Genomic DNA, 24,471 nt, shown 5'->3' with positions numbered 1-24,471 from the left:
ATTGACCGACTTCATTTTACACTTTAGATTTTTATGAATAAAAATCTAAAGGAAAAAAGGTAATTTGCGAGTTATCGCTTCTCTTACTTTTTGGACATGTTATTAGACATAAAAATCAAATGAGGCTTTCGCCTCATTTGAAGTTTTTAAACTTTTATTAGATTTCCTTTTTTTATTTTATATACTTCATCACATATTTTTAATGTAGAATCACGATGTGTTATTATTACTATTATTTTTCTTTCTTTTTTTAATTTTATCAAAATATCGTGCATTAATTTTTCATTTTTTGAATCCATTGCAGATGTAAATTCATCAAGTAATATGATTTGAGGATTAGTTATTAATGCTCTTGCTATTGCAATTAATTGTTTCTGTCCTCCAGATAAACTTATATTTTGAATTTTTTCATCTATACCTTTTTCAAATTTTGACACCATTTTTTCTATACCTGTTATTTTCAAGATTTCTTTTAATCTCTTTTCTGAAATTTCTCTACCCATTAATATGTTTTCTCTTATTGTACAATTTTTAAATAAAACTGGTTCCTGTTCAACAAAACCTATATTTCCTCTTAAAATATTATTATCTATTTCTTCAGTGTTATTCAACATAACCTTTCCATTTTTAGTCTTATATAAGCCCATTAATACATTGAACAGTGTTGTTTTCCCTGCGCCATTTTCACCTGTTATACATGTAATTTTCCCATTTATCAAATCCAAATTTATTGAATTTAAAATTTTTTCACTATCAAAACTAAACTCAATTTTTTCAAGCCTAATAGAATTTATATCTTTTTCTTCTTTTGATTCTACAACAGTTTCTTCTTTATATTTTGTTATTTCAATAACTCTTTTTATTCCTCCCCATGAACTTCTCAGCACCATATTCACTTTCATTAATAATTGCAAAGGTGTCATTAATGTTTGTATATATGTCCAGAATGCTATTAATGTTCCCAAAGTTATCTCATCTTTTATTATTAAATATCCTCCATAACTAAATACACCTACAGTTATTACTCCATTTATAGAATTACCTATTGCCCCGGTTAATTTTATCAATTTTGCAAATTTTTTCCCTATTTTATAATGACTATCAAGATATTTATTTATCATATTCTCTATCCATTTATATGATGACATTACCTTTATAGTTTTAATATTATTTATAATATCTATTAATACACTTGATATTTCGCCGAAGTTTTTTCTTTCAATAATAGAGACCTTTTCTGCTTTTGTATTTACTATTTTCAAAAATAATAATGAACATAAAGTCAAGAATATTGGTACCATTGTAAGTTTCCAATTTAGATAAAACATCATAATAATTATTCCTGATATTTGTAATACTGATAATACAAATACTGGAAATACCTGTGAAACAACAACGCCAACCATTTCAAGATCAGACATTAATTTTGAAATCAATTCACCAGAGTTTATTTTCACAAAAAATTCATAAGGTAGTTTTGTTAATTTTATTGTTATTTCCTTTCTTATATCTCTTTTTGCTTTCAATGCATTAATTTCAAATATTACTTCTCCAAAATATGTTATTATTGATATTCCTAAAAGAGCTGAAATCATCACCAATATATATTTAAACAATATTTGAAAGTTTTTTGCTGGAATTACTGTATCTATCATATATTTTATTAATACCGGAAAGACTAATATAGACACTGCCATCAAACTTATAAAAAGTATTGCTATTATCTGTCTTTTCCAATATCTTTTAAATAAGGTAAATAAAAAATAATAAATTTCTTTTTTTTCTAATTTTTCAATGTTTCCTTTTTCTCCCATATAAATAAATCACCTTCTTTATTATCAGAAAATTTTAAACATCTTGGATCGTGTTTATAAAAATTTCTATAATATTTATATGCTACCGCTCTACAACCACCATTACATATACTAAATTTATTACAATTAATACATTCCTTTATTTCTAAATTGTACCTAAATTTATTCGCTTCTTTAGAAAACCATATTTCTTTTACAGATTTTTTAAATACATTACCATAACTAAACGCTAATTTATCTATACCTTCAACAATATCGCATAATATAACTTCGCCATCAGAACAGACTTGCATGGCGACTTTCGCACCGCCGAAAGTTATATCACCAGTATATTTTTGCAGTCCATAAACAATTTTAATATTTCCTTTATATATTTTTTCATATTTCATCTTTAAAGATAAAGCATAATTTAATTCTTCTTCATTCAAAGTGTTAGAGATATTTCCTCTTCCAACAGGCAATAAAGGAACAACCCTTATTTCTTCAACTCCTAAAAATGGAAGTTTTTGAAATAAAATTTCTAAATCATATAAATTTTTTTTGGTTAATGTAATTCTTCCACGTGTTTTTATATTAAATACATTACACCAATAAAATGCTTCTATTACTTTATTAAATTCTTCTTTCTTTAAGCCTGTTAACTGTGACCATTTTTGATGATCCCATGTGTCTATACTAATTTGTATATTTCTTAACACATTGGCAAAATTCACAGGCTAATATAGGATCTTGACTTTTATTAACTAGATAATACCCTTTTAACATTAATCTTTCCCCCTTTCAAATTTTTACCAAGTTATTGCACAAACAACTATAGCTTCCTGGCAGAAATAACATTCAGATGCAATAATAGGAGTTTTTGATATCGAATAATATCCTTTTAACAATTTAATCCACCTCCTTTCATGATTTAATATAGTATCTTCAAAAATTCTAAAATTATATTGTTTACAATACTTTCATATTGTCTCGAAAAGAGGTTTTCCTCCATAGCTTATAATATAATTGAATTAAACATTTATTTAATTCGGTAAAATAAAACTATTCACTTTTATCTTAATTTTGCTTATAATAAATATAATATTTATATCCTTATTATTTTTTATCATATTGATTGGTCTATTATTTCTGAATTTTCAAATCATGCTGCATAAGCAGAATGATTTTATTTAATTTATAACTTTTTCCTTAGCATTTACCAAGCAATGCTTCTGGTGTTAGTAAAGATGATTATTCTCCTGTTTCCTTAATTAAGACTATTTTTAATAATAATGTGATTTTTTTAACTAAAAACCCTGCAAAATTTTTTGACTTATTTATTTTTATATTATATATGATTTAAAATTTTTATTTTCATTTATTCAGTTTACGATTATTTTAGCAAAAAAAAAATTACATCTGAGTAAATTTTTTATTTCTTATATTTAATAATAAGGTGTATTCTCTAAAAAATCCAAAAGACAAAAACAGAATTAAAGAAAAAAACATTTAAAGAAATAACAGAAATGCTTGAATTAATATCTCAAACATTTCAAAAAAACAGTAACGATTTAGATATTGAATATGCCTTAGAAATATATAAAAAAGATTTGGATTTATTATTAATTGCCAAGGAAAAGTTGTCAATTACAAAGGAAGAAAAAGAAAAAATAGATAGAAAATTTGAAGAGATTAAAGAAAAATTTGAAAGCTAAATAAATATACTAAAATTCTAAGTTGTTTCTAAGGAAATTTTAAGGTCTGTGCTGTATTATAAAAATAGAAAGCTTAGAATTTTGGGGGTGATAATATGAAAAAGATTTTAGGAGTTTTATTATTAATGTTATTAAGTATTTCCATATTTTCCTGGGTTAATATTCCGATTTTAGATGCTAATAAATTGTTTGAAGTGAAGGGTACTATAGACGAAATAAATACTCATGAAAACAGTAGATTTATATTTTTAACATTAAAAGATAAAGTAGATTTCAAAGCGATTTTTCCAAACGCACCAATATTAGAAAAGTGGTTTGAAAACAACACAAATATAACTCTTTATGGGTATTATGTAGAATTAAAAACTGATAAATATTTTATTCCAGTGAAAATCGATTATAAAAACAAAACAGTAGATTTAAGAAAAGAAATCGCTAAAAGGTTATACCAAAGAAAACAATATCAAGATATGATTTATCACAGAAAACTAATGGAATATAGAACACCTTATCCACATATGCAACAATATCCATATCCTTATAATTACAATTATAAATTTAAACGACCTGGGTTTAATCAATCGAATAGATATTTTCCAACCCCATATTATAACCCATACAAACCACCAATTAAATAATACATTAAACAAAAGGCATCCTCAATATTTGTAGGATGCCTTTTATAAATGAATATTCATTTTATAGAATAATTAGGAGCCTCTTTTGTAATTGAAATATCATGAGGATGACTTTCTTTAATACTTGAAGAGGTTATTTTTATAAATTCGGCTTTCTCATGTAAATCATCAATATCTTTTGCGCCAATATACCCCATTCCCGATTTTAGCCCACCTAATAGTTGATATACAACTTCTTTCACTTTACCCTTATAAGGAACCATTCCTTCAACACCTTCTGGAACAAGTTTATCCGTATTAGTTATATTCTCCTGAAAATATCTATCTTTACTGCCTTTTTTCATTGCACTAATTGATCCCATACCTCTATATGTTTTATATTTTCTCCCTTGATATAATATAGTTTCTCCTGGTGCTTCATCTGTTCCGGCAAAAAGACTACCTAACATTACAGTATTTGCACCCGCAGCTAATGCTTTCACAATGTCACCTGAATATCTTATTCCTCCATCAGCAATTACAGGAATATTATATTTTTTTGCAATAGATACTACATCTAAAATTGCAGTTAATTGTGGAACTCCAATACCAGCAACAATTCGAGTTGTACATATTGACCCAGGACCTATTCCTACTTTTAAAGCATCAGCTCCAGCTTTTATCAAATCATACGCTCCCTCTTTTGTTGCAATATTACCAGCAATAATTGGTATCTTTGGAAATTCTTTTTTTAACATTTTTAATGTATCAATAATATTTTTTGAATGTCCGTGTGCTGAATCCAGCACCAATACATCAACATTGGCTTTTATTAATGCATTGGCTCTTTCTAAAGCATCAGAAATCCCTATTGCCCCGCCAACTAATAATCTCCCCTTTTCATCTCGAGATGCATCAGGATGTTCTATAATTGATAGTATATCTTTTATTGTTATTAATCCTATTAGTTCATTTTTTTCATTTATTATCGGTAATTTTTCTATTTTATTTTGATGTAATATTTTTTTAGCTTCTTTTATTGTTATATGTGGTCCGGCTACTATTAACTCCTTAAATGGAGTCATCAATTCTTTAGCTTTTTTTGATAAATTTGTTTCAAAACGCATATCTCTATTGGTTAATATACCCAATAATTTATTTTTTTTATCAACAACAGGAAGACCTCCAATTTTATACTCATGCATTAAATTTTCTGCTTCACAAATAGGGGTATCAGGATATATTGTTATTGGATCATATATTATACCATTTTCCGATTTTTTAACTTTTTCAATTTCATGCACCTGTTCTTCTATTGACATATTTTTATGAATTATACCAATTCCGCCTACATGAGCCATTGATTTTGCCATTTGGCTTTCAGTAACAGTATCCATTGCTGCGGATAAAAATGGAGTTTTTAAATATATATCTTTTGTTAGCAATGATTTTGTATTCACCTGTGATGGAGTAATTTCACTATACTTGGGGAGTAATAATACATCATCAAAAGTTAATGTTTCTCTAAACATAATATATCTCCTTTCATTCCCATTCAATTGTTGCGGGTGGTTTTGAAGTTATATCATAAACAACTCTACCTATTCCTTTTACTTCATTTGTAATTCTATTAGAAACCTTTTCTAATATTTCATATGGAATTTTTGACCAATTTGCTGTCATTCCTTCAACGCTATCAACACTTCTTATGGCAAGAACATAATCATAATTTCTTTCATCTCCAACTACCCCAACTGTTCTTATCGGAGTTAATACAGTAAATGCCTGCCACACATTGTCATACCAATTATATTTTTTTAATGTTTCTATAAATATAGAATCTGCTTTTTTTAATATATTCAATTTTTCATCTGTAATTTCTCCTATTATCCTAATTGCCAATCCAGGACCTGGAAATGGATGTCTATTTAATATGTGATCCGGTATTCCCAATATTTTACCAAGTTCTCTTACTTCATCTTTAAATAAATTTCTTAGTGGTTCTATTATTTTTAAATCTATATTTTCTGGTAATCCGCCAACATTATGATGACTTTTTATTTTTGCTGTATTTTTCCCTGAAGCAGCACTTTCTATAACATCAGAGTATATTGTTCCCTGAATTAGATATTCAAATTTTCCTTTTGCCTCTACTTCAAAAACCCTTATAAACTCTTCTCCAATTATCTTTCTTTTCTTTTCAGGATCGGTTATTCCACTTAGTTTTTCTAAAAATCTTTTTTTAGCATCAATTATGTTTAAATTTATTCCCATTAATTCTTTGAATATATTTTTCACATCTGTTTCTTCATTAAGCCTTAATAAACCATGATTTACAAAAACAGCTTTTAAATTAGTTCCTATTGCTTTGTGAACAAGTACCGCTGCTACAGAAGAATCAACTCCTCCAGAAAGTGCTATTATTGCTTTTTTGTTTTTTATTTCATTTTTTATTTCCTTTATTTTCTCATCAACAAAATAATTCAAAGACCAATTCTTTTCTAATTTTGCAATTTTAAAAAGAAAATTTTCTATAATTTTATTCCCATATTCAGTGTGTTTAACTTCTGGATGAAATTGAAGTCCATATATATATTCTGAAAATTTTATAGCCGCATTTATATTATTTTTTGTTTTAGCTATGACTTCGCTATTTTCAGGTAATTCGGTAACGGAATCACCATGACTCATCCATGTTGTTATTTTAGATTTCATTCCGTCAAATAATGCGCCTTTTAAATTTCCTATTTCTGTTTTACCATATTCTGAAATTTCTGTTTTTTCAACTTTCCCCCCGAATTTTTTGCTTAATAACTGGAATCCATAACATATCCCTAATATAGGTTTATTAGATTTTAAAATCCATTCAGATAGTAAAATAGCATTTTCATCATTTACACTCATTGGACCACCGGATAAAATTATTGCTCCGATATCTCCTTCTGCTTTTTCATCATGCTGTATAACTTCAGAATATATACCCAATTCTCTCACTCTACGCGCTAATAATTGTGTATATTGAGAACCATAATCAATAATAAGTACTTTTTTCATATACACCTCCTAATAAAAAACGCTCCTCTATAAGAAAAGAGGAGCGTATATTATACACCTACCCCTTTTCCTATAGTCGAATGGTTTACGGCCATTCGGTAGAAACTTCCAGTCCATATTACTGGAATTATATAGGAAAAGTTTTTCATAGTATTAATTTTTATGTATTATAACAACAAAAAACGTTGATTACTTTTCTTTATGGTTAAAAAAAGGTTAATCAGAATATTACATAGTATTTCTAACATACATTAAATATTCTATATTTCCTTCTTTACCTTTTATTGGGGATTCAACTATCCCTAAAATTAAAAATCCTTTTTCCTCAAATACTTTTATAACATTATTTATAGCTTCTTTTCTGAATTTATTTTCTTTTACAACACCTTTAATTAATTTTGATGGTTCCAATTCAAATTGTGGTTTTATTAATACTACTCCTTCTGCGTTATCTTTTATTATTTTTTTTATAGAATCAATAATTTTTGTTATAGATATAAAGGATACATCACATGTAAAAAAATCAATTGGTTCAAAATCATCTTTTTTTAAATATCTTGCATTTGTATTTTCCATTAATATAATTTTTGAATTATTTCTTAACTTTTTGTGCAATTGATTAGTACCAGAATCGATTGCATATATTTTTTTTGCCTTATTTTCCAGTAATACCTGTGTAAACCCACCTGTTGAAGAGCCAATATCCATACATATTTTTTGATTTACATTGATTTTAAATTCATCAATTGCTTTTAATAATTTATAAGCAGCTCTACTTACATATTTTTCCGATTCAATTAATTCCACTCTATCTTCTATTTTTACTTTTTTTGATGGTTTTAATATTATTTTATCATTTACTTTTACTTTTCCATCTTTTATTAATCTGTGTGCTTTTTCTCTTGACTCTGTATAATTGTTTTTTACTAAAAATTGGTCTAGTCTGATTTCCATCATTATTCCTCACTTACTTTTTTTACTACTTTTATTTTGTTATTCTGTATAATAATACTTTTATTTTTCAGATATATAGTTTTCTCTGTATAAATTTTTATAGTATTTTTTATTTCCAGATTTTGATTATCATTATATAATCCACCCGTTTTTAAATCAATTATATATCTTTTCCCACCAAATGTACTTACAAATAATTTATTATTTTCATTTGTTATAGAAGCTGGAGATCTTCCCATATCTTTAATTATATTTCTTAAACCCATCGTTAGAATTTCACCATATGAGGTTATTATATATATTGTGTAATTATCTTCATATGCATATATCGGCATCCCATGAAACTGAATCCCTTTATTTTTTTCTAAAATTCCATATGGCGAAACAAATAAGCTATTTTCTTTTACTATAATATTATCATCACTTTTAGATATCCATACACTTTTATTTTTTCCAGTTATTTCTACTCCGCTTTTTAAATCAAAAATTCCTACTATTTTTTCAAACTCTATTTTTTTTGTTATTGTTTCAGAAGTTAGATATACTGTGTATTCATTATAAATATTTTCAAGATTAAATTTTAATGTTTCATATGGTGTTTCTAAAGTATAAATATTAGGAGGTAAAGATATTCTATTATTTATTTCTATATGTTTTCCATTTAATGTCGCATCTCCTGTATAACCTATAAAATTAACTTTTATCCATCTTTCAGGAACTTTTTGAAAGGTATTACCTATAGATAATCTAATCGGTACTTCAATTTCAAAATTATCTTTTAATATTTTCACTTTAAATTGTTCTGACCAATTAAAAAAAGCAGAAGAAACAATATTACCTGTCTCATCAAATATCTGGCAATCATTTGCTATTAGATAAATTCTTCTTATGAATTCATTTTTAAAAATTTCTTTTATTATTTTTTTATATTCATCTAAATATCCATTATATTGTTTATTATTATATTCAATAATAATATTTGAGGCTTGAACGGTTATTTCAAACTTTTTTGAACTTGTTGATGGAGGAGTTTCAATGTCAGCATATTTATAAACTTCATAAAATATGTTGGAAAACAAAGAAGTAGGGCCTTTGTATATTAGCCCTATTTTTTCTTTCGAAAATATTATAATTGAAATTAAAACAACACCGAGTAAAAATACAAACCTTGCGGTGGTGCTGATGCTGGCGCTTTTGATCGGCTTTTCGCCTCCAATATTTCTTTTATATATTCTGGATTCCAACTTTCTGTTCCCACCTTTACCAAAGCACCTACAATATTTCTTACCATTCTTCTCAAAAATGACTGTCCCTCTACTCTTATTAATATTATATTATTTTTCATTTTTAAAATTCTGATTCTATATATGGTTCTTACAGGGTTTCTTTCATCATTGCCTGTTTTAAAAGTCGTAAAATCATGTTCTCCTTCTAAATGTTTTGCAGCTTCTCTCATTTTATTAATATTTAAATTGTATGGAAACCACCATACCCTATCTCTTAAAAATATGTTTGGCTCGTTATTTTGATAAATATAATAATGATAAATCCTTTTTTTTGCTTCGTGCCGTGGAGAAAATTTTTTGCGAACATCAAATACACTACGAACATATATATCTTCTGGTAAATTGGCATTCAATGCATCTTTTATATTTTTCAAAGTCATTCTTTCGTTTGGAACATCAAAAGCTATAATCTGACCATAGCCATGAACGCCAGTATCCGTTCTTCCGGCTCCCCAGGAAATAATTTTTTGCTTAAATATCCTTTTTAGTGTTTTTTCAAATTCTCCCTGAACTGTTCTTACCTTAGGTTGTCCTTGAAACCCGTTAAATTTTGTACCATCATATGCAACTACTGCAGCAACTCTTCGCATTTTTTACCTCCATTATAATACACCTCTTTCTTTTAAAACACCTGTTTCTAATAATTTATAAGCTATTTCTTTTTCCTGTTTTTCCAATAATTCTATATTTTTTGAAAATAATTTTTCATATATTCTAATTAGATATAAATTAGCAAATTTAGAAATGTACATTTTCAAAGTTTCTTTATGTGTGTCATCTATATCTTTAACAAATGTTTCAAGCCAATCTTCATAGTTTTCTCTTACTTTTTTTGTTTTTATAAGCGCATTAAACTCATGTATTGTTTCATAAAGCCCGATAAATTCTGATATTACCTCTATATAATCACCATATAATTCTCTAATTTCCTCAGAAAGAAAATCTACAAATGAAACTTTTAAATATGAAGCAATTCTTTTATCAATCTTTAAAAATCTTTTTAATCCTACTAAATTACCTCTTTTTTCTTTTAAAATGAAATAACCTAAAATACCATTATTAAAATTTTTTATATTATTCAGGTCTTCATCGCCATACAATATTATTTTAATAGTTTTATGATCTATGAATTCACATTTTTTGGGAACATAAAAATCTCCATTATTTGTAATTAATAACAGATTAGGTTCCATATTTCCACCTCAAAATTCTATCATTATCTTAATTGCTTCCTTTGCAGAATATATGATTTCTTTTACTTCATTCTCATTCTTACCTTTAACCAATAAATAAAATTTTATTTTTGGTTCTGTACCTGATGGCCTTCCAATAATTTTTAATTTATTACTATAGTTTAATTCAACAACGTTAGATTTTGGAAATTCGTTATTTTCTTTTAAATAGTCTTTTAGCTCTAATAATTTTAAATCCCCTATTTCTGCTGGAGGTAAATCTCTTAACCTTTGCATTATGTTATTTATCTTTTTTAATCCTTCTAATCCTTCAAATGTGAAGGATATGTTTTCTTCGAAATAATATCCATATTTTCTTCTCAATTCTTCTAAATAATTATTCAATGTTTTACCTTCATTAATATTACGAGAAACCATTAATGCAACTAATCCCGCTGCAATTATCGCATCTTTATCTCTTGCATGGTCATTTGCTAAATATCCATAGCTTTCCTCAAATCCAAAAATAAATTTTTTATCTCCTAAACTCGCATGCTTTTCTAATTTTTCACCTATGAACTTAAATCCTGTTAATGTTTCTTCAACATCCACGTTAAAATCTTTCGCTATTGATTTAATCATATCTGTAGTTACTATTGTTTTTATAATAACTCCATTTTCTGGTAATATATTTAAAGATTGCATTCTTGTTAATATATAGTGAGATAACATAATACCTATTTGATTTCCGGTAAAATCAATATATTCTGAATTTTCTTTAATATATATACCAAGCCTATCTGAATCAGGATCAGTTGCCATTACTAAATCGGCATTTTCTTTTTTTGCATATTCCAATGCTAATTTAAATGCATCTTTCTCTTCAGGGTTTGGAACTCTTACTGTAGAAAAGTCTGGATCTGGTATAGCTTGTTTTTCAACTACTTTTAAGTCAAAACCTAATCTACCAAGTAATTCTTTTACAGGTTTTAATCCGGTACCATGTAAAGGAGTATATACAATTTTTATATTATTTTTTAAATGAGGTTCTAAAAATCTCAAATAACTTTCAAGAGTATTTAAATATTCATCAAATACCTCTTCAGATACCCAATTAATACTACCATCATGTAATCCCTGTTTAAATTCTATTGTTTTTATATCTTCAAAGTAGTCAAGTTTATTTATTTCTTTTATTACACTATTTGCAACATCTGGAACAGCTTGAGTTCCATCGGAAGTGTATATCTTATAACCATTATATTCTGGTGGATTATGACTTGCAGTAATTATTATACCCCCTGTAGCTTTCAAATATCTTACAGCAAATGAGAGTATAGGAGTTGCGGTAACTTCTTTAAATATATATACGTTAATGCCGTTTGCAGCTAAAACTGACGCTGCCATCTTTGCAAAATCTAATGAATATTTTCTTGTATCATATGCAATCACTACGGATGGGAATCTACATACTTTTTTTAAATAGTTTGCAAAGCCTTGTGTTGCTCTGGCAACAGTATGTATATTCATTCTATTTGTTCCTACACCAATTTTTCCTCTCAAACCACCAGTTCCAAATTCTAAATCTTTAAAGAAACTATCTAAAACTAAATCTTTATTATTTTTCATTTTTTCCATCTCTAATTTTAAAGAAGAATCAGCATATTTAAACCATAATTCAAACTTTTCAGCTGCTATATCCTCTATGCTTTTCATAATTCCTCCTCCTTGTTATTCTATTTACAATGATATTATAACACAAATTTATTATATTTAGTTTTCATCAAAATTTTAAGGTAAATTAAAATTGCAACAAGCAGCCAAAGGCTGCTTGTTGTCTTTAAAATTTAAAATAATTTTTGATCGGGAAAATAAGAAATTTCAAATTTTTCATTTACACCTATTACGTCTATTCTTGTTTCATCGAAATCAACAGAAGTATGTTTAATAAAAATATTAGCAACAGCTATAATTTTTTTTAATTTTTTATAATTTACTCTATATGCTGGATTTTCTAAATAATCTTTTCCACCTTTAACTTCAATAAATACTAAACATTTTCCATCAAGTGCTATTATATCAATCTCACCAATTCTTGTGGTGAAATTTTTTTTTAATATTTTAAATCCTTTTTTCTGTAAATATTTTATAGCTGCTAATTCATATTTTTTCCCTTTATCGTTCATATTAACTTTGAATACCTGGTACTTTTAATAAATTATCTTTTTTTTCGGGAAATTCATTTACTATATTTTTAATAAATTCCGATGTTTTTTCAATATCTTCATGAAAAATATTTTTTAATATTTTTTCAATTGGAGAAAATAGAGGCTCAACATTTTTTATATTCACTTCATCTATCATTTCCATATATTTTAGAATTTCATTTAAATCTCTTTTAATTATTTCTTTTTCATCATCAGATAACTCAATCATCGATAATTTTTCTAATTTTTTTATTAATTCATCATTGACATCAATCATTTTAATTCCTCCTAAATTAAAATTAATTCCACATAAATTGCAGAAAGTATAAGATTGGATATTACTATAAGGAAAGCATATTTGAAAAACTCCAGGAATTTTATTTCCTCATTTTTAAATTGTTTCAACATTGCTAAAGCTACTATATTAGCTGATGCACCAATGGGGGTGAAATTTCCACCTAAACATGCCCCCAGTGATAAAGAATACCATAATGGATCTAAGTTAGAAAAAATTGCTGGATTTATATATTGCAAATTTTTTATAACAGGAATTAATGTTGCAGTAAAAGGAATATTATCAACAAAACCTGAAATGACTCCCGCAATTCCTATAAGCATCATAGCAAAACTTCTCATGGAATTACCGGCAATATCAACCAAAAAATAAGTAAAATCCTTTAAAATTCCTGTTTGAACTAAACCACCAGTCATAATAAATAATCCAAAGAAGAATAGAATTGTACCCCATTCAACTTCTTTCAAAATCTCTTCAACTTCATTTCTATCAAGTAATAACAAAGCTAAAAATCCTATAAATAAAGCTATTGTAGAACTTTCCATTTCAAGCTGATGCTGAAAAATAAACAGAAATAAGGTTAATATCAATAAAAACCATGAAATATAAAAACCTTTTTTATTCTTTATTGCAGATTTAGGATCAAATGATTTTATTTTTTCAACGTCAATTTTAAAACCCAATTTTTTCTTAAAAAAAAGTATTGTAAGAATTTGCATTACAAAAAGATTTAAAAAAGATATTGGACCATTATTTATAAAAAACTCTGTAAAACGTAGTCCTGCAGCACTTGCAATCATTATATTCGGTGGATCTCCGATGATTGTTGCAGTTCCTCCAATATTTGATGCCATAATTTCACCAAAAATAAAGGGTAATGGGTCAACATCCAGCGAATCTGTTATTGCCAGAGTTACAGGAATGAAAACCAGAACAGTTGTAACATTATCTATTATAGCAGACATGAGGGCAACTGTAAATGTTAAACCGAAATAAAGTATATACCCATTTTGATGAAATGCTTTTAAAGTTATTATTCCAAGATACTCAAAAAGTCCACTTTTCTTTATAACAGAAACAAAAATCATCATACCCATTAATAAATATATTGTGTTTACATCAACATAGTTCTTTATAGCTTCTATATGATTTTCAAAAATACCCAATATCATCATAATAGTGGCGCCAAGTATTGCGACAATTGTCCTATTAACTTTTTCTGTAATTAATAATGTATAAGAAAAAAGAAAAATAAATAATGTAATAATGCGTTCCGTAAAATCATCCCCCTATATAATCTTTAATATTAGTAATTATATCATTTATTTTAGATGGATCTTTCCCCCCTGCCTGGGCAAAGTCTGGTCTTCCGCCACCTCCACCACCTAATTCTTTTGCGATTTTTCTGGCGATATTTCCAGCATGATACTTTCCTGATAGATCCTTTGTTACTTTTACTATAAAATTAACCTTTTTATCTTTTTTATTAAATAATATAATTATTCCGCTTTTAATTTTATTTTCAGCAATATCAGTTACATTTCTTAAAACGTCAGAAGCAACACCTTCAAATATTTTCATATAAATCTCAATATCATCATATTTTTTTATGGTGAAAACATCCAAAGATTGGGAAGTAAGCTTTTCCTGTAATCTTTTTATCTCTTTTTCCTGCTCTTTAATTTTTTCTAACAGGTTTAAAATTCTTGGAACGATTATTTCTTGAGCTGCTTCAAGATGTTCTGAAATAGTATTGATTTTGTTCTCAAGATCATTTACATATTCCAATGTTTTCATTCCAGTTATCGCTTCAATTCTTCTAACTCCAGCTGATACTGCTGTTTCAGATAATATCTTAAATAAACCTATTTCTCCGGTGTATGAAACATGTGTACCACCACATAATTCTGAACTAAAATCAGCTATTTTTACCACTCTAACTTTGTCACCATATTTTTCTTCAAATAATGCCATTGCATTTTCATTTTTTGCATCTTCAAGAGCTTTTATTTCTGTAATTACCTTTATATTTTCTAATATTTTTTCATTTATTAACTCTTCAATTTTTCTAATATCTTTTTTTGACACTGATTCATAATGCGTAAAATCAAATCTTAGCTTTTCATCAGTAACTAACGAACCAGCCTGTTTTACATGAGTCCCAAGAACTTCTCTCAATGCTTTATGTAATAAATGTGTCGCTGTATGATTTTTCTTTATTGCATTTCTTCTTTTTTTATCTACTTCAAGGATTGCTTTTTCTCCAACTTTTATTTCTCCATTTAATATTTTACCATAATGTCCTATAACTTCATTGTTTATAATTTTAGTATCTACAACCTCAAATTTAAACCGTTCATTCTTTATTACACCAGTGTCCCCTATTTGCCCACCTTTTTCTGCATAAAATGGAGTTTTTAAGGTAATTACTACTATTTCCTCACCTTTTTTCGCATTTTCCAATATTTCTTCGTTTTTTACTATATATAATATTTCGCTCTCATCTTTTAAATTTTCATATCCTGTAAACTCTGTTGTTTTTAATTCATCACCAATATATTTAAAAGCTTTGTTTATTTTTGTATATTCTTTTTCACCAGCAGCATCTCTGGCTCTTTGACGCTGTAATTCCATATATCTATTAAATTCTTCCTCGTCCACAGAAAAATTATTTTCTTCAGCAATTTCTCTGGTTATATCTAAAGGAAATCCATATGTGTCATAAAGTTCAAAAGCAAAACCGCCATCTATTATATTATTTTTAGAATTCTTTATATAATCCATCAATTTCTCAGTACCTTTATCAAGAGTTTCCAAAAATCTTTTTTCTTCAGCTTCCACTATATTTTTTATGAAAGACGCTTTTTCAGAAATTTCTGGATATACATCACCATAATACTCAATAACTACATCTATAATTTCATTCATAAATGGTTCTTTTTTTCCTAATAATGCACCATGTCTCAATGCTCGTCTTAAAATTCTTCTTAAAACATAACCTCTTCCTTCATTTGAGGGTAAAATTCCTTCTGATACTAAAAATGTTACAGCTCTTGAATGATCGGCTATAACCTTTATTGATACATCTGTTTTTTTATCATTTTTAAATTTTATGCCAAATATATTTTCTATTTTATTTATGATTGGTGTAAATAAATCTGTTTCAAAATTATCATAAACTCCCTGTACAGCTGCAGTTATTCTTTCCAATCCTGCTCCAGTATCAATATTTTTTCTTGGTAGGGGTTGTAAATTCCCATTTTCATCTTGATAATACTCTGTGAAAACTAAATTCCATATTTCAACATATCTTCCACAATCATCTTCAGGGGTACATTTTTCTGGATCAGGACATAAATCTTTACGTCCTGTATCATAATATATTTCTGAACTTGGACCACATGGTCCTGTTGGACCTACCGGCCCCCACCAATTGTCTTCTTTTCCAAATCTCATAATTTTGCTTTCTGGTATTCCAATTATATCTTTCCATATATTATATGCTTCGTTATCATCATAATAAACTGATACCCATAATTTTTCTGGGGATAATTTCAAAACTTCTGTAAGATATTCCCAGGCAAATTTAATTGCACCTTCCTTAAAATATTCACCAAAAGAAAAATTACCCAACATTTCAAAAAAGGTTTGATGTCTTGCAGTTCTACCAACATTTTCAATATCATTTGTTCTTATACATTTTTGACATGTTGCAATTTTTGTATATGTAGGTTCCATTTTTCCCCAAAATATGGGTTTAAACGGAACCATCCCTGCAACGGTAAACAATAATTGAGGGTCAGATGGAATTAATGGAAAACTTTTCATTATTTTATGACCCTTTTCTTCAAAGTATTTCAAAAATGATTCCCTGATTTCTTTTGAATTCATATAATCCCTCCATTATATACCAAATATTTTCATTAAAAAATAAAATGCTGGTGTTAAATATAATAAACCATCTATTCTATCATACATACCACCATGACCGGGTAATGTCTCGCCAGAATCTTTTAAATTATAACTTCTTTTGTATGATGATTCTGTAAGATCACCTATTGTATCTATTATTCCAACCAGTAATGCGAAAAATATGGCCTGAATTGGACCTATTAAATTCAAGTTAAAATAAGACCTTATATATTCATACAAAATTATATATAAGTAAGTTAATATAATCCCACCAATTAAACCTTCAATACTTTTTTTCGGTGAATAATTTGGAGATAATTTGTGTTTACCAAAATTCAAACCAACAAAAAAAGCTCCTGCGTCATATATCCAAACAGAAGTTAATATTAATATACTTGTAGTCGCACCATAGTTTAAATTTATATGGTAAAAATATGATAAAAATAACGATATTGAAATAAGAGCGAAAACAAAATTTTCTATGGCTATTTTATATTTTTTGGTATCTTTTAGATATATTAAACTTAGTCCTGAAATTGCAATTATCGTTATAATATAAATTGTAATGGGATCAAAAATAAATAATCCAGAATAATAAGCCCTTAATGCGAAACCATATACAGCACTTGTTAATGCCACTATTATAGATAGAAATACTTTATATTCATATTTGAATTCTTTTAATGTCATTTCAAAATATTCTAATGATGTTATTAATATTATTGATGTCGCTAACCCGATAGTTGTAGGTAAAGAAAAAAATGAAAAAACAACAGCTGGCCCGAGAATTATTCCAGATAATGTTCTAATAAATAAATTTTTTTTATTTACTGCCATTATAATCCCTTCTTTCATCTGATTGAATACCACCAAATCTTCTATCTCTGCTTGAAAAATCTTTTATAGCCTTTTCTAAATCTTCTTTGGTAAAATCGGGCCATAATACATCTGTAAAATATAACTCAGAATAAGCAATTTGCCATAATAAAAAATTGCTTATTCTGACTTCTCCAGATGTTCTAATTATTAATTCAGGATCCGGAATATCCGGTAAATAAAGATTATTTGATATATCTTCAATTGAGATCTTTTCTGCTTTTTTTAAAATTAGTTTATTTACCGCATCAACAATTTCACGCCTTCCACCATAATTTACAGCTAAAATGACGTCTATTTTTGTATTATTTTTACTTTTTTCTTCTATTCTTTTGCATACATCATATACTTTATCCGGAAGTTCCTCAATTCTTCCTGTGAATCTAACTCTTACATTTTCTTTTATTATTTTATTTAGTCTTGATTCCAGATATCTTACCATAAGTGAAAAAAGAAAATTTACCTCTTCTTTCGGTCTCTTCCAATTTTCAGTAGAAAAAGAGTATAAGGTTAAATACCTTATACCCATATCAGAAGCCCATTGTATTACATCTTCCGCCACTTTTGCTCCACGTTCGTGACCAACAGTTCTTTTTAAACCTCTTTGCTTAGCCCATCTACCATTACCATCCATTATAATTCCAATATGTTTTGGGATTCTCAAGATTCCATTATCTCCTTTTCTTTTTTGTGGAACACTTCGTCAATTTTGTGTTCATGATCTTTTAATATTTTTTGAATCTCATCTTCCAATTTTCTTGCATCATCTTCCGGTATTTCACCGTTTTTTTGTTTTTCCTTTATAACCTTCATATCTTCTCTTCTGATATTTCTTAAAGCAATTTTAAACTCTTCAGCTAACTCTTTTGCATGTTTTACCCATTTTTTTCTATCTTCAACAGTTGGATTTGGAAATTTCACTCTTACAACTATACCATCAGTTGATGCCATCATACCCAAATTTGCAGCATTAATTGCTTTTTCGATTTTTGAACACAAACTTTTATCCCACGGAGTAATAACAACAGTTCGGTCTTCTCCAACACTTAAAGTTGCTGTTTGATTAATTGGTGTAGGTGTTCCATAATAATCAACTAAAACTTCTTCAAACATGGCTGGAGAAGGTCTTCCAGTTCTGAGTTTTTTATATTCATCTTCAAGATGCTTAACTGTTTTATCCATTTTTGATTTTGCTTCCTTTAAAACGGGATCCTTTAATGACACAATATCCACCTCCATATTTGTATTTATATTAATAATTTTAAATAATATTATTTATAATGTACAAAAAGCATTGTATCATTTATAAATTCAAAATATTTAGGTTTCATATAATCAAAAAAAACTTTTATATTCTTAGGTTCTAAATACCAAAAAGCTCTTGGATCTTTGTTTATTATATTATCATCTAAATTAAATATTACAAATAAATTTTCTGTTATTGTTTTTAAATATTTTAAGTCTTTTATCAAGTCTCTGGAAAATTCCGGATTGAAAAAAACAACTGTATCATATGATTTTTTAAAATTCCTATCTTCGATATACTCTAAATTAGATATTGTAATGTGTTCCTTATTGAAAAACGGATTTATTGAGTTAATCTCTAACAAATTATCTTTTTGTAGTAATTCAGAAAGAATATATTTTAATTTATGATTTTTTAAAGGGTCTGGATATATTAAATTAAAATACTTAGAATATCTCTTTAAATAATTATCTAAATTTTTCATTGCATTATATGTTGGACGTGGAGAAACATAATATAAACCTGTTATTTTAGATTCATACCAGATTTTTATAGGATTTATTACCGGAAGAACAGAAATTATTTCACCTATATTTAATACATTAACTATTTTATCATATTTATTTTCTATTTTTTCTTCAAAATAAAAACCTGTATAATTATAATTCCCACCAGTCAAATCTGCTAAAATAGGGTTTAAATTTAGCGCTTTCTCCAAATATAATTTAGCTTTTTCAAATTCTTTACATTCCTTATAGTAATTATATAATCTCAAACTTACAAAAGCTTTAAAATATTTATTTTTTGTTATTTCAAAAACTTTTAATAATAATGATTCAAACAATTCCTTATTTTCATTTTTTATTTTTAATCCGTATATGAATTTTAATTCAGGAAATATATCTCCAAAATAATAATCAAATAAAGCAATTTCTCGATAATCAAAGATATCTATATTAAAGAATAATTCGGTTTTTTTGCTCATTTCTTCTTTTAATTCAACGTAAGCTGGAATAAGTTCTTCAGGTTCCATATGAGTTAATATATCTTCTATTAATACCTGAACAAATCTGGCAAGTGATTTCTCTAAACTTACCACTTTTTTATATCTCGATTTTGCTTCATTAAATCTTCCGTTTTTTGTAAGAATATCTGCAATTAATAATTCTATTACAGCTTTTTCTTTGTCAGAGCTAATATCTTTTCTCAATCTTCTTATTTTTAATAATAATTCAAGTAGTTGTTCAAAATCTTTATCAAATATATCATCTATAAATGTCAACAAAAAACCTATAATATTTTTTTCATCTTTCAATCTATCAACAAAATATTCTAAAAATAAATATGGGTTTTTGTCTTTTGTTTTTTCAAATATTATGTCATATTTTTTTATCGCTTTGTTCGTAGATTGAAGAAAAAATTCAGAATTATTAATTATATTAATATGAATTTCTTTTAGTACTTTTAATAATTTTTGCTTATTATTGTAATTTGTTTCTTTAGCAAACTCATCAAAAATTAAATCATATAACTTTATAATTTTTTCGTTATTTTTTTTATAATTTAATTCTTTTATAATCTTATCTATATCTTTTAAATCTCTCATTTTAACCTTTGCCATAGTTAAAAAAACCAATCCTTCATTTTTTCTAAATAATGATTGCATTGACCATGTAATTTCACCACGTCTATTTTCGAAAATATTTAAATATTTTAAGAAATCCAGAGAAGCTCTCTTTAAATTTTCCCAATCTCTTTTATTAAAATAAACATTCATTAAACCATAATAAGCATCTAAATTCCATCTTGAACCTATTTTAAACCATTTTTCGGCATCATCCCAATATCCTTTATTCATCAATTCTATTCCCCACAAAAACATAAATTCAACAGTCATAGGTATTGGTTTATAATCTTTTTTCTGTACATCTTTTAATAGTTTCTTTGCTATTTTGTATCCAATTTCCATTTTTTCAATGTGTTTTTGAGCAATTGATAATGTTTTCATGTATTGAATTAAATAGTATAAATCATTCGGTTTCTTTTCTAAATACTTTTCAATAAGCGCTAATGTCCTTTCAGTTTTTTGTTTTCTTCTTAATCTTGTCCAGATATATCCGTAATGTAATAATTCAAGATCTACTTTTACATTTTTCCCTTTATATACAGGTTGATTATGAACAATATTTTCATATTTCACCTTACCATTTCTAAAAAATCTTGCTGTGCTTGCAAGTTCATAATTCTTTTTTTCAAAATCTAAAAAATTTACAGTAGGTATATAAACTGCTACTATATCATTTTCTAATGATTTTAAGTATTTTCTGATATTATTTTTCAAATTTTCTGAAGCTTCTTCATCAGCATCAATTATAAATACCCATTCAGATGTTGCATATTTCAACGTTTCATTTCTTGCATCTGAAAAATTTCCATTCCATGGAAAGAAATATATTTTATCTGTATATTTTTTTGCAATTTCAACTGTATTATCTGTTGATCCTGTATCAACAAAAATTATTTCATCACAAAAATCTTTTATACTGTTCAAGCATCTTTCTATATTCTGTTCTTCATTTTTTGCCATTATACATGCGCTTATCAAACCTTTTTTCATGAAAAATCCCCCATTCAAAACAATTTTAATATATTATTTTTTCTCGTTTTTTCATCTGAGTTATCTTCGTAAATTATATCAATTTTAATCAGATGATTTGTTAAAGTAGAATATAATAATTCAAGAATTGTAGAACTGTTTTTAACTATTTGATATTCCAATAGATTTTCTTTTTCATATAAAATTTTTATATAATCATCTTTTTCATTTATTTTGGCATTTTTTAATGCAAAATATAAACCTAAATTCATTTTTTCTTTTTTATTTAACAATATATCAAGCACTTTAGAAGTCAATTTTTCTGTGGTATTATTAATATTTTCTTTGTAAGTTTTTATATTAGAAAGATTTATTTCTTCATCCTTTTCATGATAGATTCCAGAAGATAATAATAATACATTTACATCAAATAGTATTTTTTTATTTTCAGAATATTTTATTTCTTTCAGTAATTCTGATAATTTTTTTGCTATGTATAAGTTTTTCTCTAATGTTTCATTATTACGAATATTATTTAATATATACTCTAAAATTTCTTCCAGAAAAACTTCAATTTCTTTTCCTTCATTAAAAATCATAGAAGATATATTCAATAATTTTTCATTATCTTTTTTATATATTGCATTTAAAAAATCCTTTACTATTTTTTCATCAAATAAACCCAATATTTTTATTACATCATTCTGAGTAATATCAGTATTTGAGAATTTCAAAAGTTGTTCTAAAAGAGATAATGCATCTCTTGCTCCACCTTTTGCTTTTTTGGCAATTAAATTAGCTGCATCTTCGGTAATATTTCTATTCTCTTTTCTGGAAATATTTATAATATGCTTTGCAATTTCTGCTTCAGATATATTTTTAAATTGTAAAACCTGAGCTCTTGATATTATTGTTTCTGGTACCTTTTCAAGATTTGTTGTAGCTAATATAAATATTACATGTTCTGGTGGCTCTTCTAAAGTTTTCAAAAGAGCATTAAATGCCTCTTTTGTTAACATATGAAATTCATCAATTATATATACTTTATACTTACCCGAAACCGGCCTAAAATTAGCTGCATCTCTAATTTTTCTAATTTCATCTATTCCCCTGTTAGAAGCCGCATCGAGTTCAATAACATCCATAAAGCTACCATTATTTATTGCTATACAATTTTCACATGAATTACATGGATTATGACCATTTGGATTTTCACAATTTAATACTTTACTTAAAATACGTGCAGTTGTCGTTTTGCCGGTTCCTCTAGGACCAGAAAATATATATGCATGTGAAATTTCATTTTTTTCTATAGATTTTTCAAAGTATTTTTTGATATGTTCCTGTCCAATTAGTTCTTCAAAGGTTGAAGGTCTGTATTTTCTATATAAAGTAATCATTCAATCTCCTCCTGATAAATTGTCAGTTAAATTATATCATATTATTTCAAAAATAAAAAGGGGAATCCTCCCCTTTTTAAGTATTGACACACTTTTCAAGAGCTAAGACTATTTCACAATCAAATTTTTTGGGACAATTATCTTTCAACATTTTTAAAACCCTGTCTTTTGGCCATGGCTCTTTATATACTCTTTTTGCAGTTAATGCATCATAAATATCCGCAACAGCTAAAATTTTACCAAATAATGATATTTTATCTTCTGTTTTATTATAAGGATATCCGCTTCCATCCAATTTTTCATGATGTTCAAGAGCACCTAAAGGTATATTTTTGGATATAAAATCTATTTCTGATAATAATTTTGCTCCAATAATTGTATGAGATTGAATTATTTTAAATTCTTCTTCAGTAAGTTTAGATGGTTTATTCAATATTTCATCAGGTATCCCGATTTTTCCAACATCATGTAAAAGTGCTGCAATTTCCAACTCTTCTAATAGAGAATCATTAAATCCCAATTTTTTCCCGATTTTAATTGCAAGATCCGATACATTTTTTGAATGAGTATGGGTATAATTATCTCTCAAATCTATTGCCGTTGCAACTGCAAGAATAATACCTTTAATTGTACTACTTAAATCATCATATATTTTTGAATTCATCAATTTATTTGATATCAATGAAGAAAAAAGTTCTATTATATGTTTATCTTCTAAGGTATAATTATCTTCTTTTTTATTGACAGTTTTTTTATTGACAGCTTCTAAAACACCTATAACCTCGTTTTCAAAAAACAACGGAGTAGCAATTAAATTTTTTGTTTTATATTTAGCCTTTTTATCTGTTTTTTTAAAATGTAAAGGATTATTTTGCGCATCATTTATTATTATAGTTTCCTTTTTTTTGAAACATTCTCCAGCAATAGAACCTTCAATTGGCACATCTATTGTTTCTATATTTCCACTGGCACCACCAGAAGTAATATAGAAGTTTAACATTTTTTTATTTTCATTATAAAGCAATATTGATGCGCCATCTGAAGATAACAATTCTCTTAAGGCCTCTTCTGTGTATTTTAATACAGTTTCTAACTTAAAATTACTACTAATTAATTTTAAAGTTTCTAAAATATGCCTGCCTTTAAATTTCATATTTATAGCATCTGTATAATCAAAACCATTAAAAAAATTTTTTAATGTTATTATTTCAAGTTGTGTTAATTCCCTTTCTGCATAAATTTCTACATTCTCATCAATTTCTATAGAAAAATCTGTTATTTCCCCATAAAGCTTATCATTAATTTTTAAACCTTTTAACTCAAACTTTTGTATTGCAATATCTACCAT

21 protein-coding genes and 1 riboswitch are annotated in these 24,471 nt (G+C 26.7%); of the genes, 2 read left to right on the top strand and 19 right to left on the bottom strand.

What is annotated here, in order from left to right:
- Window positions 1-146: 146 nt before the first annotated feature.
- Together X274_RS00730 and X274_RS00725 are read right to left on the bottom strand one after the other, a co-directional pair.
- Complete coding sequence (locus X274_RS00730) at window positions 147-1,814, bottom strand: ABC transporter ATP-binding protein (protein WP_052913098.1); 1,668 nt, start codon at window positions 1,812-1,814, stop codon at window positions 147-149.
- Window positions 1,784-2,512, bottom strand: coding sequence for a radical SAM protein (locus tag X274_RS00725; RefSeq protein WP_052913097.1), 729 nt, complete (start codon window positions 2,510-2,512; stop codon window positions 1,784-1,786). The genes X274_RS00730 and X274_RS00725 overlap by 31 nt, the downstream gene beginning before the upstream one ends.
- A gap of 807 nt (window positions 2,513-3,319) precedes the next feature.
- On the opposite strand from X274_RS00725, the gene X274_RS00720 reads away from it, so the two are divergent.
- Complete coding sequence (locus tag X274_RS00720; RefSeq protein WP_217683605.1) at window positions 3,320-3,508, top strand: hypothetical protein; 189 nt, start codon at window positions 3,320-3,322, stop codon at window positions 3,506-3,508.
- 95 nt (window positions 3,509-3,603) lie between these two features.
- A complete protein-coding gene (locus X274_RS00715; RefSeq protein WP_047264867.1) occupies window positions 3,604-4,146 on the top strand; it encodes a hypothetical protein in 543 nt (180 codons plus the stop codon).
- Between the two features lie 56 nt (window positions 4,147-4,202).
- On the opposite strand, the gene guaB is transcribed toward X274_RS00715, so the two are convergent.
- From guaB to X274_RS00630, 17 genes are all read right to left on the bottom strand, one after another.
- Window positions 4,203-5,657, bottom strand: coding sequence for an IMP dehydrogenase (gene guaB / locus X274_RS00710; RefSeq protein WP_047264866.1), 1,455 nt, complete (start codon window positions 5,655-5,657; stop codon window positions 4,203-4,205).
- 13 nt (window positions 5,658-5,670) lie between these two features.
- Window positions 5,671-7,179: a glutamine-hydrolyzing GMP synthase gene (guaA, locus tag X274_RS00705; RefSeq protein WP_047264865.1), complete on the bottom strand. Its 1,509-nt coding sequence runs from the start codon at window positions 7,177-7,179 to the stop codon at window positions 5,671-5,673.
- A gap of 53 nt (window positions 7,180-7,232) precedes the next feature.
- Window positions 7,233-7,334: riboswitch (purine riboswitch) on the bottom strand.
- Between the two features lie 73 nt (window positions 7,335-7,407).
- Window positions 7,408-8,133: a TlyA family RNA methyltransferase gene (locus X274_RS00700; RefSeq protein WP_047264864.1), complete on the bottom strand. Its 726-nt coding sequence runs from the start codon at window positions 8,131-8,133 to the stop codon at window positions 7,408-7,410.
- 2 nt (window positions 8,134-8,135) lie between these two features.
- Window positions 8,136-9,377, bottom strand: a complete 1,242-nt coding sequence (locus X274_RS00695) for a hypothetical protein (protein ID WP_156166104.1) — start codon at window positions 9,375-9,377, stop codon at window positions 8,136-8,138.
- On the bottom strand, window positions 9,272-10,009 hold the full coding sequence (gene truA / locus X274_RS00690; RefSeq protein ID WP_047264862.1) for a tRNA pseudouridine(38-40) synthase TruA: 738 nt from the start codon (window positions 10,007-10,009) through the stop codon (window positions 9,272-9,274). Before truA ends, X274_RS00695 begins: the two co-directional genes overlap by 106 nt.
- Window positions 10,010-10,021: 12 nt before the next feature.
- Complete coding sequence (locus X274_RS00685) at window positions 10,022-10,612, bottom strand: hypothetical protein (RefSeq protein WP_047264861.1); 591 nt, start codon at window positions 10,610-10,612, stop codon at window positions 10,022-10,024.
- A 9-nt stretch (window positions 10,613-10,621) separates the two neighbouring features.
- Window positions 10,622-12,307: a phospho-sugar mutase gene (locus X274_RS00680; RefSeq protein WP_047264860.1), complete on the bottom strand. Its 1,686-nt coding sequence runs from the start codon at window positions 12,305-12,307 to the stop codon at window positions 10,622-10,624.
- 131 nt (window positions 12,308-12,438) lie between these two features.
- Window positions 12,439-12,777, bottom strand: coding sequence for a YraN family protein (locus X274_RS00675; RefSeq protein ID WP_047264859.1), 339 nt, complete (start codon window positions 12,775-12,777; stop codon window positions 12,439-12,441).
- A 1-nt stretch (window position 12,778) separates the two neighbouring features.
- A complete protein-coding gene (gene gatC, locus X274_RS00670) occupies window positions 12,779-13,075 on the bottom strand; it encodes an Asp-tRNA(Asn)/Glu-tRNA(Gln) amidotransferase subunit GatC (protein WP_047264858.1) in 297 nt (98 codons plus the stop codon).
- An 11-nt stretch (window positions 13,076-13,086) separates the two neighbouring features.
- Window positions 13,087-14,346, bottom strand: a complete 1,260-nt coding sequence (locus X274_RS00665) for an SLC13 family permease (RefSeq protein ID WP_255350142.1) — start codon at window positions 14,344-14,346, stop codon at window positions 13,087-13,089.
- Between the two features lie 28 nt (window positions 14,347-14,374).
- Window positions 14,375-16,984 carry an alanine--tRNA ligase gene (gene alaS / locus X274_RS00660; protein ID WP_047264856.1) on the bottom strand — a complete coding sequence of 870 codons (2,610 nt, stop codon included), beginning with the start codon at window positions 16,982-16,984 and terminating at the stop codon, window positions 14,375-14,377.
- Between the two features lie 12 nt (window positions 16,985-16,996).
- Window positions 16,997-17,860: a phosphatidate cytidylyltransferase gene (locus X274_RS00655; RefSeq protein ID WP_052913095.1), complete on the bottom strand. Its 864-nt coding sequence runs from the start codon at window positions 17,858-17,860 to the stop codon at window positions 16,997-16,999.
- On the bottom strand, window positions 17,829-18,545 hold the full coding sequence (locus tag X274_RS00650) for an isoprenyl transferase (RefSeq protein ID WP_084822577.1): 717 nt from the start codon (window positions 18,543-18,545) through the stop codon (window positions 17,829-17,831). Before X274_RS00650 ends, X274_RS00655 begins: the two co-directional genes overlap by 32 nt.
- Window positions 18,542-19,120 (bottom strand): ribosome recycling factor, encoded by a 579-nt coding sequence (frr, locus tag X274_RS00645; protein ID WP_047264855.1) that lies wholly within the window; start codon window positions 19,118-19,120, stop codon window positions 18,542-18,544. The genes X274_RS00650 and frr overlap by 4 nt, the downstream gene beginning before the upstream one ends.
- A gap of 32 nt (window positions 19,121-19,152) precedes the next feature.
- Complete coding sequence (locus tag X274_RS00640; RefSeq protein ID WP_047264854.1) at window positions 19,153-21,744, bottom strand: tetratricopeptide repeat-containing glycosyltransferase family 2 protein; 2,592 nt, start codon at window positions 21,742-21,744, stop codon at window positions 19,153-19,155.
- 14 nt (window positions 21,745-21,758) lie between these two features.
- Window positions 21,759-23,123: a DNA polymerase III subunit gamma/tau gene (gene dnaX / locus X274_RS00635; RefSeq protein ID WP_047264853.1), complete on the bottom strand. Its 1,365-nt coding sequence runs from the start codon at window positions 23,121-23,123 to the stop codon at window positions 21,759-21,761.
- Window positions 23,124-23,199: 76 nt separating this feature from the next.
- Window positions 23,200-24,471, bottom strand: coding sequence for an HD-GYP domain-containing protein (locus X274_RS00630; protein WP_047264852.1), 1,272 nt, complete (start codon window positions 24,469-24,471; stop codon window positions 23,200-23,202).

This window comes from Marinitoga sp. 1155 (genome assembly GCF_001021175.1).
In the GTDB taxonomy this organism is placed as follows: Bacteria; Thermotogota; Thermotogae; order Petrotogales; family Petrotogaceae; genus Marinitoga.
The sequence above is the reverse complement of the archived record's forward strand: the minus strand, read 5'-3'. Positions and strand labels throughout refer to the sequence as shown.

Bases quoted from the DNA above. Each gene is read 5' to 3' on its own strand.
- X274_RS00730 (WP_052913098.1), bottom strand. From the start codon at position 1,814: ATGGGAGAAAAAGGAAACATTGAAAAATTAGAAAAAAAAGAAATTTAT.
- X274_RS00720 (WP_217683605.1), top strand. From the start codon at position 3,320: ATGCTTGAATTAATATCTCAAACATTTCAAAAAAACAGTAACGATTTA.
- X274_RS00715 (WP_047264867.1), top strand. From the start codon at position 3,604: ATGAAAAAGATTTTAGGAGTTTTATTATTAATGTTATTAAGTATTTCC.
- guaB (WP_047264866.1), bottom strand. From the start codon at position 5,657: ATGTTTAGAGAAACATTAACTTTTGATGATGTATTATTACTCCCCAAG.
- guaA (WP_047264865.1), bottom strand. From the start codon at position 7,179: ATGAAAAAAGTACTTATTATTGATTATGGTTCTCAATATACACAATTA.
- X274_RS00700 (WP_047264864.1), bottom strand. From the start codon at position 8,133: ATGGAAATCAGACTAGACCAATTTTTAGTAAAAAACAATTATACAGAG.
- truA (WP_047264862.1), bottom strand. From the start codon at position 10,009: ATGCGAAGAGTTGCTGCAGTAGTTGCATATGATGGTACAAAATTTAAC.
- X274_RS00685 (WP_047264861.1), bottom strand. From the start codon at position 10,612: ATGGAACCTAATCTGTTATTAATTACAAATAATGGAGATTTTTATGTT.
- X274_RS00680 (WP_047264860.1), bottom strand. From the start codon at position 12,307: ATGAAAAGCATAGAGGATATAGCAGCTGAAAAGTTTGAATTATGGTTT.
- X274_RS00675 (WP_047264859.1), bottom strand. From the start codon at position 12,777: ATGAACGATAAAGGGAAAAAATATGAATTAGCAGCTATAAAATATTTA.
- gatC (WP_047264858.1), bottom strand. From the start codon at position 13,075: ATGATTGATGTCAATGATGAATTAATAAAAAAATTAGAAAAATTATCG.
- alaS (WP_047264856.1), bottom strand. From the start codon at position 16,984: ATGAATTCAAAAGAAATCAGGGAATCATTTTTGAAATACTTTGAAGAA.
- X274_RS00655 (WP_052913095.1), bottom strand. From the start codon at position 17,860: ATGAAAGAAGGGATTATAATGGCAGTAAATAAAAAAAATTTATTTATT.
- frr (WP_047264855.1), bottom strand. From the start codon at position 19,120: ATGGAGGTGGATATTGTGTCATTAAAGGATCCCGTTTTAAAGGAAGCA.
- X274_RS00640 (WP_047264854.1), bottom strand. From the start codon at position 21,744: ATGAAAAAAGGTTTGATAAGCGCATGTATAATGGCAAAAAATGAAGAA.
- dnaX (WP_047264853.1), bottom strand. From the start codon at position 23,123: ATGATTACTTTATATAGAAAATACAGACCTTCAACCTTTGAAGAACTA.
- X274_RS00630 (WP_047264852.1), bottom strand. From the start codon at position 24,471: ATGGTAGATATTGCAATACAAAAGTTTGAGTTAAAAGGTTTAAAAATT.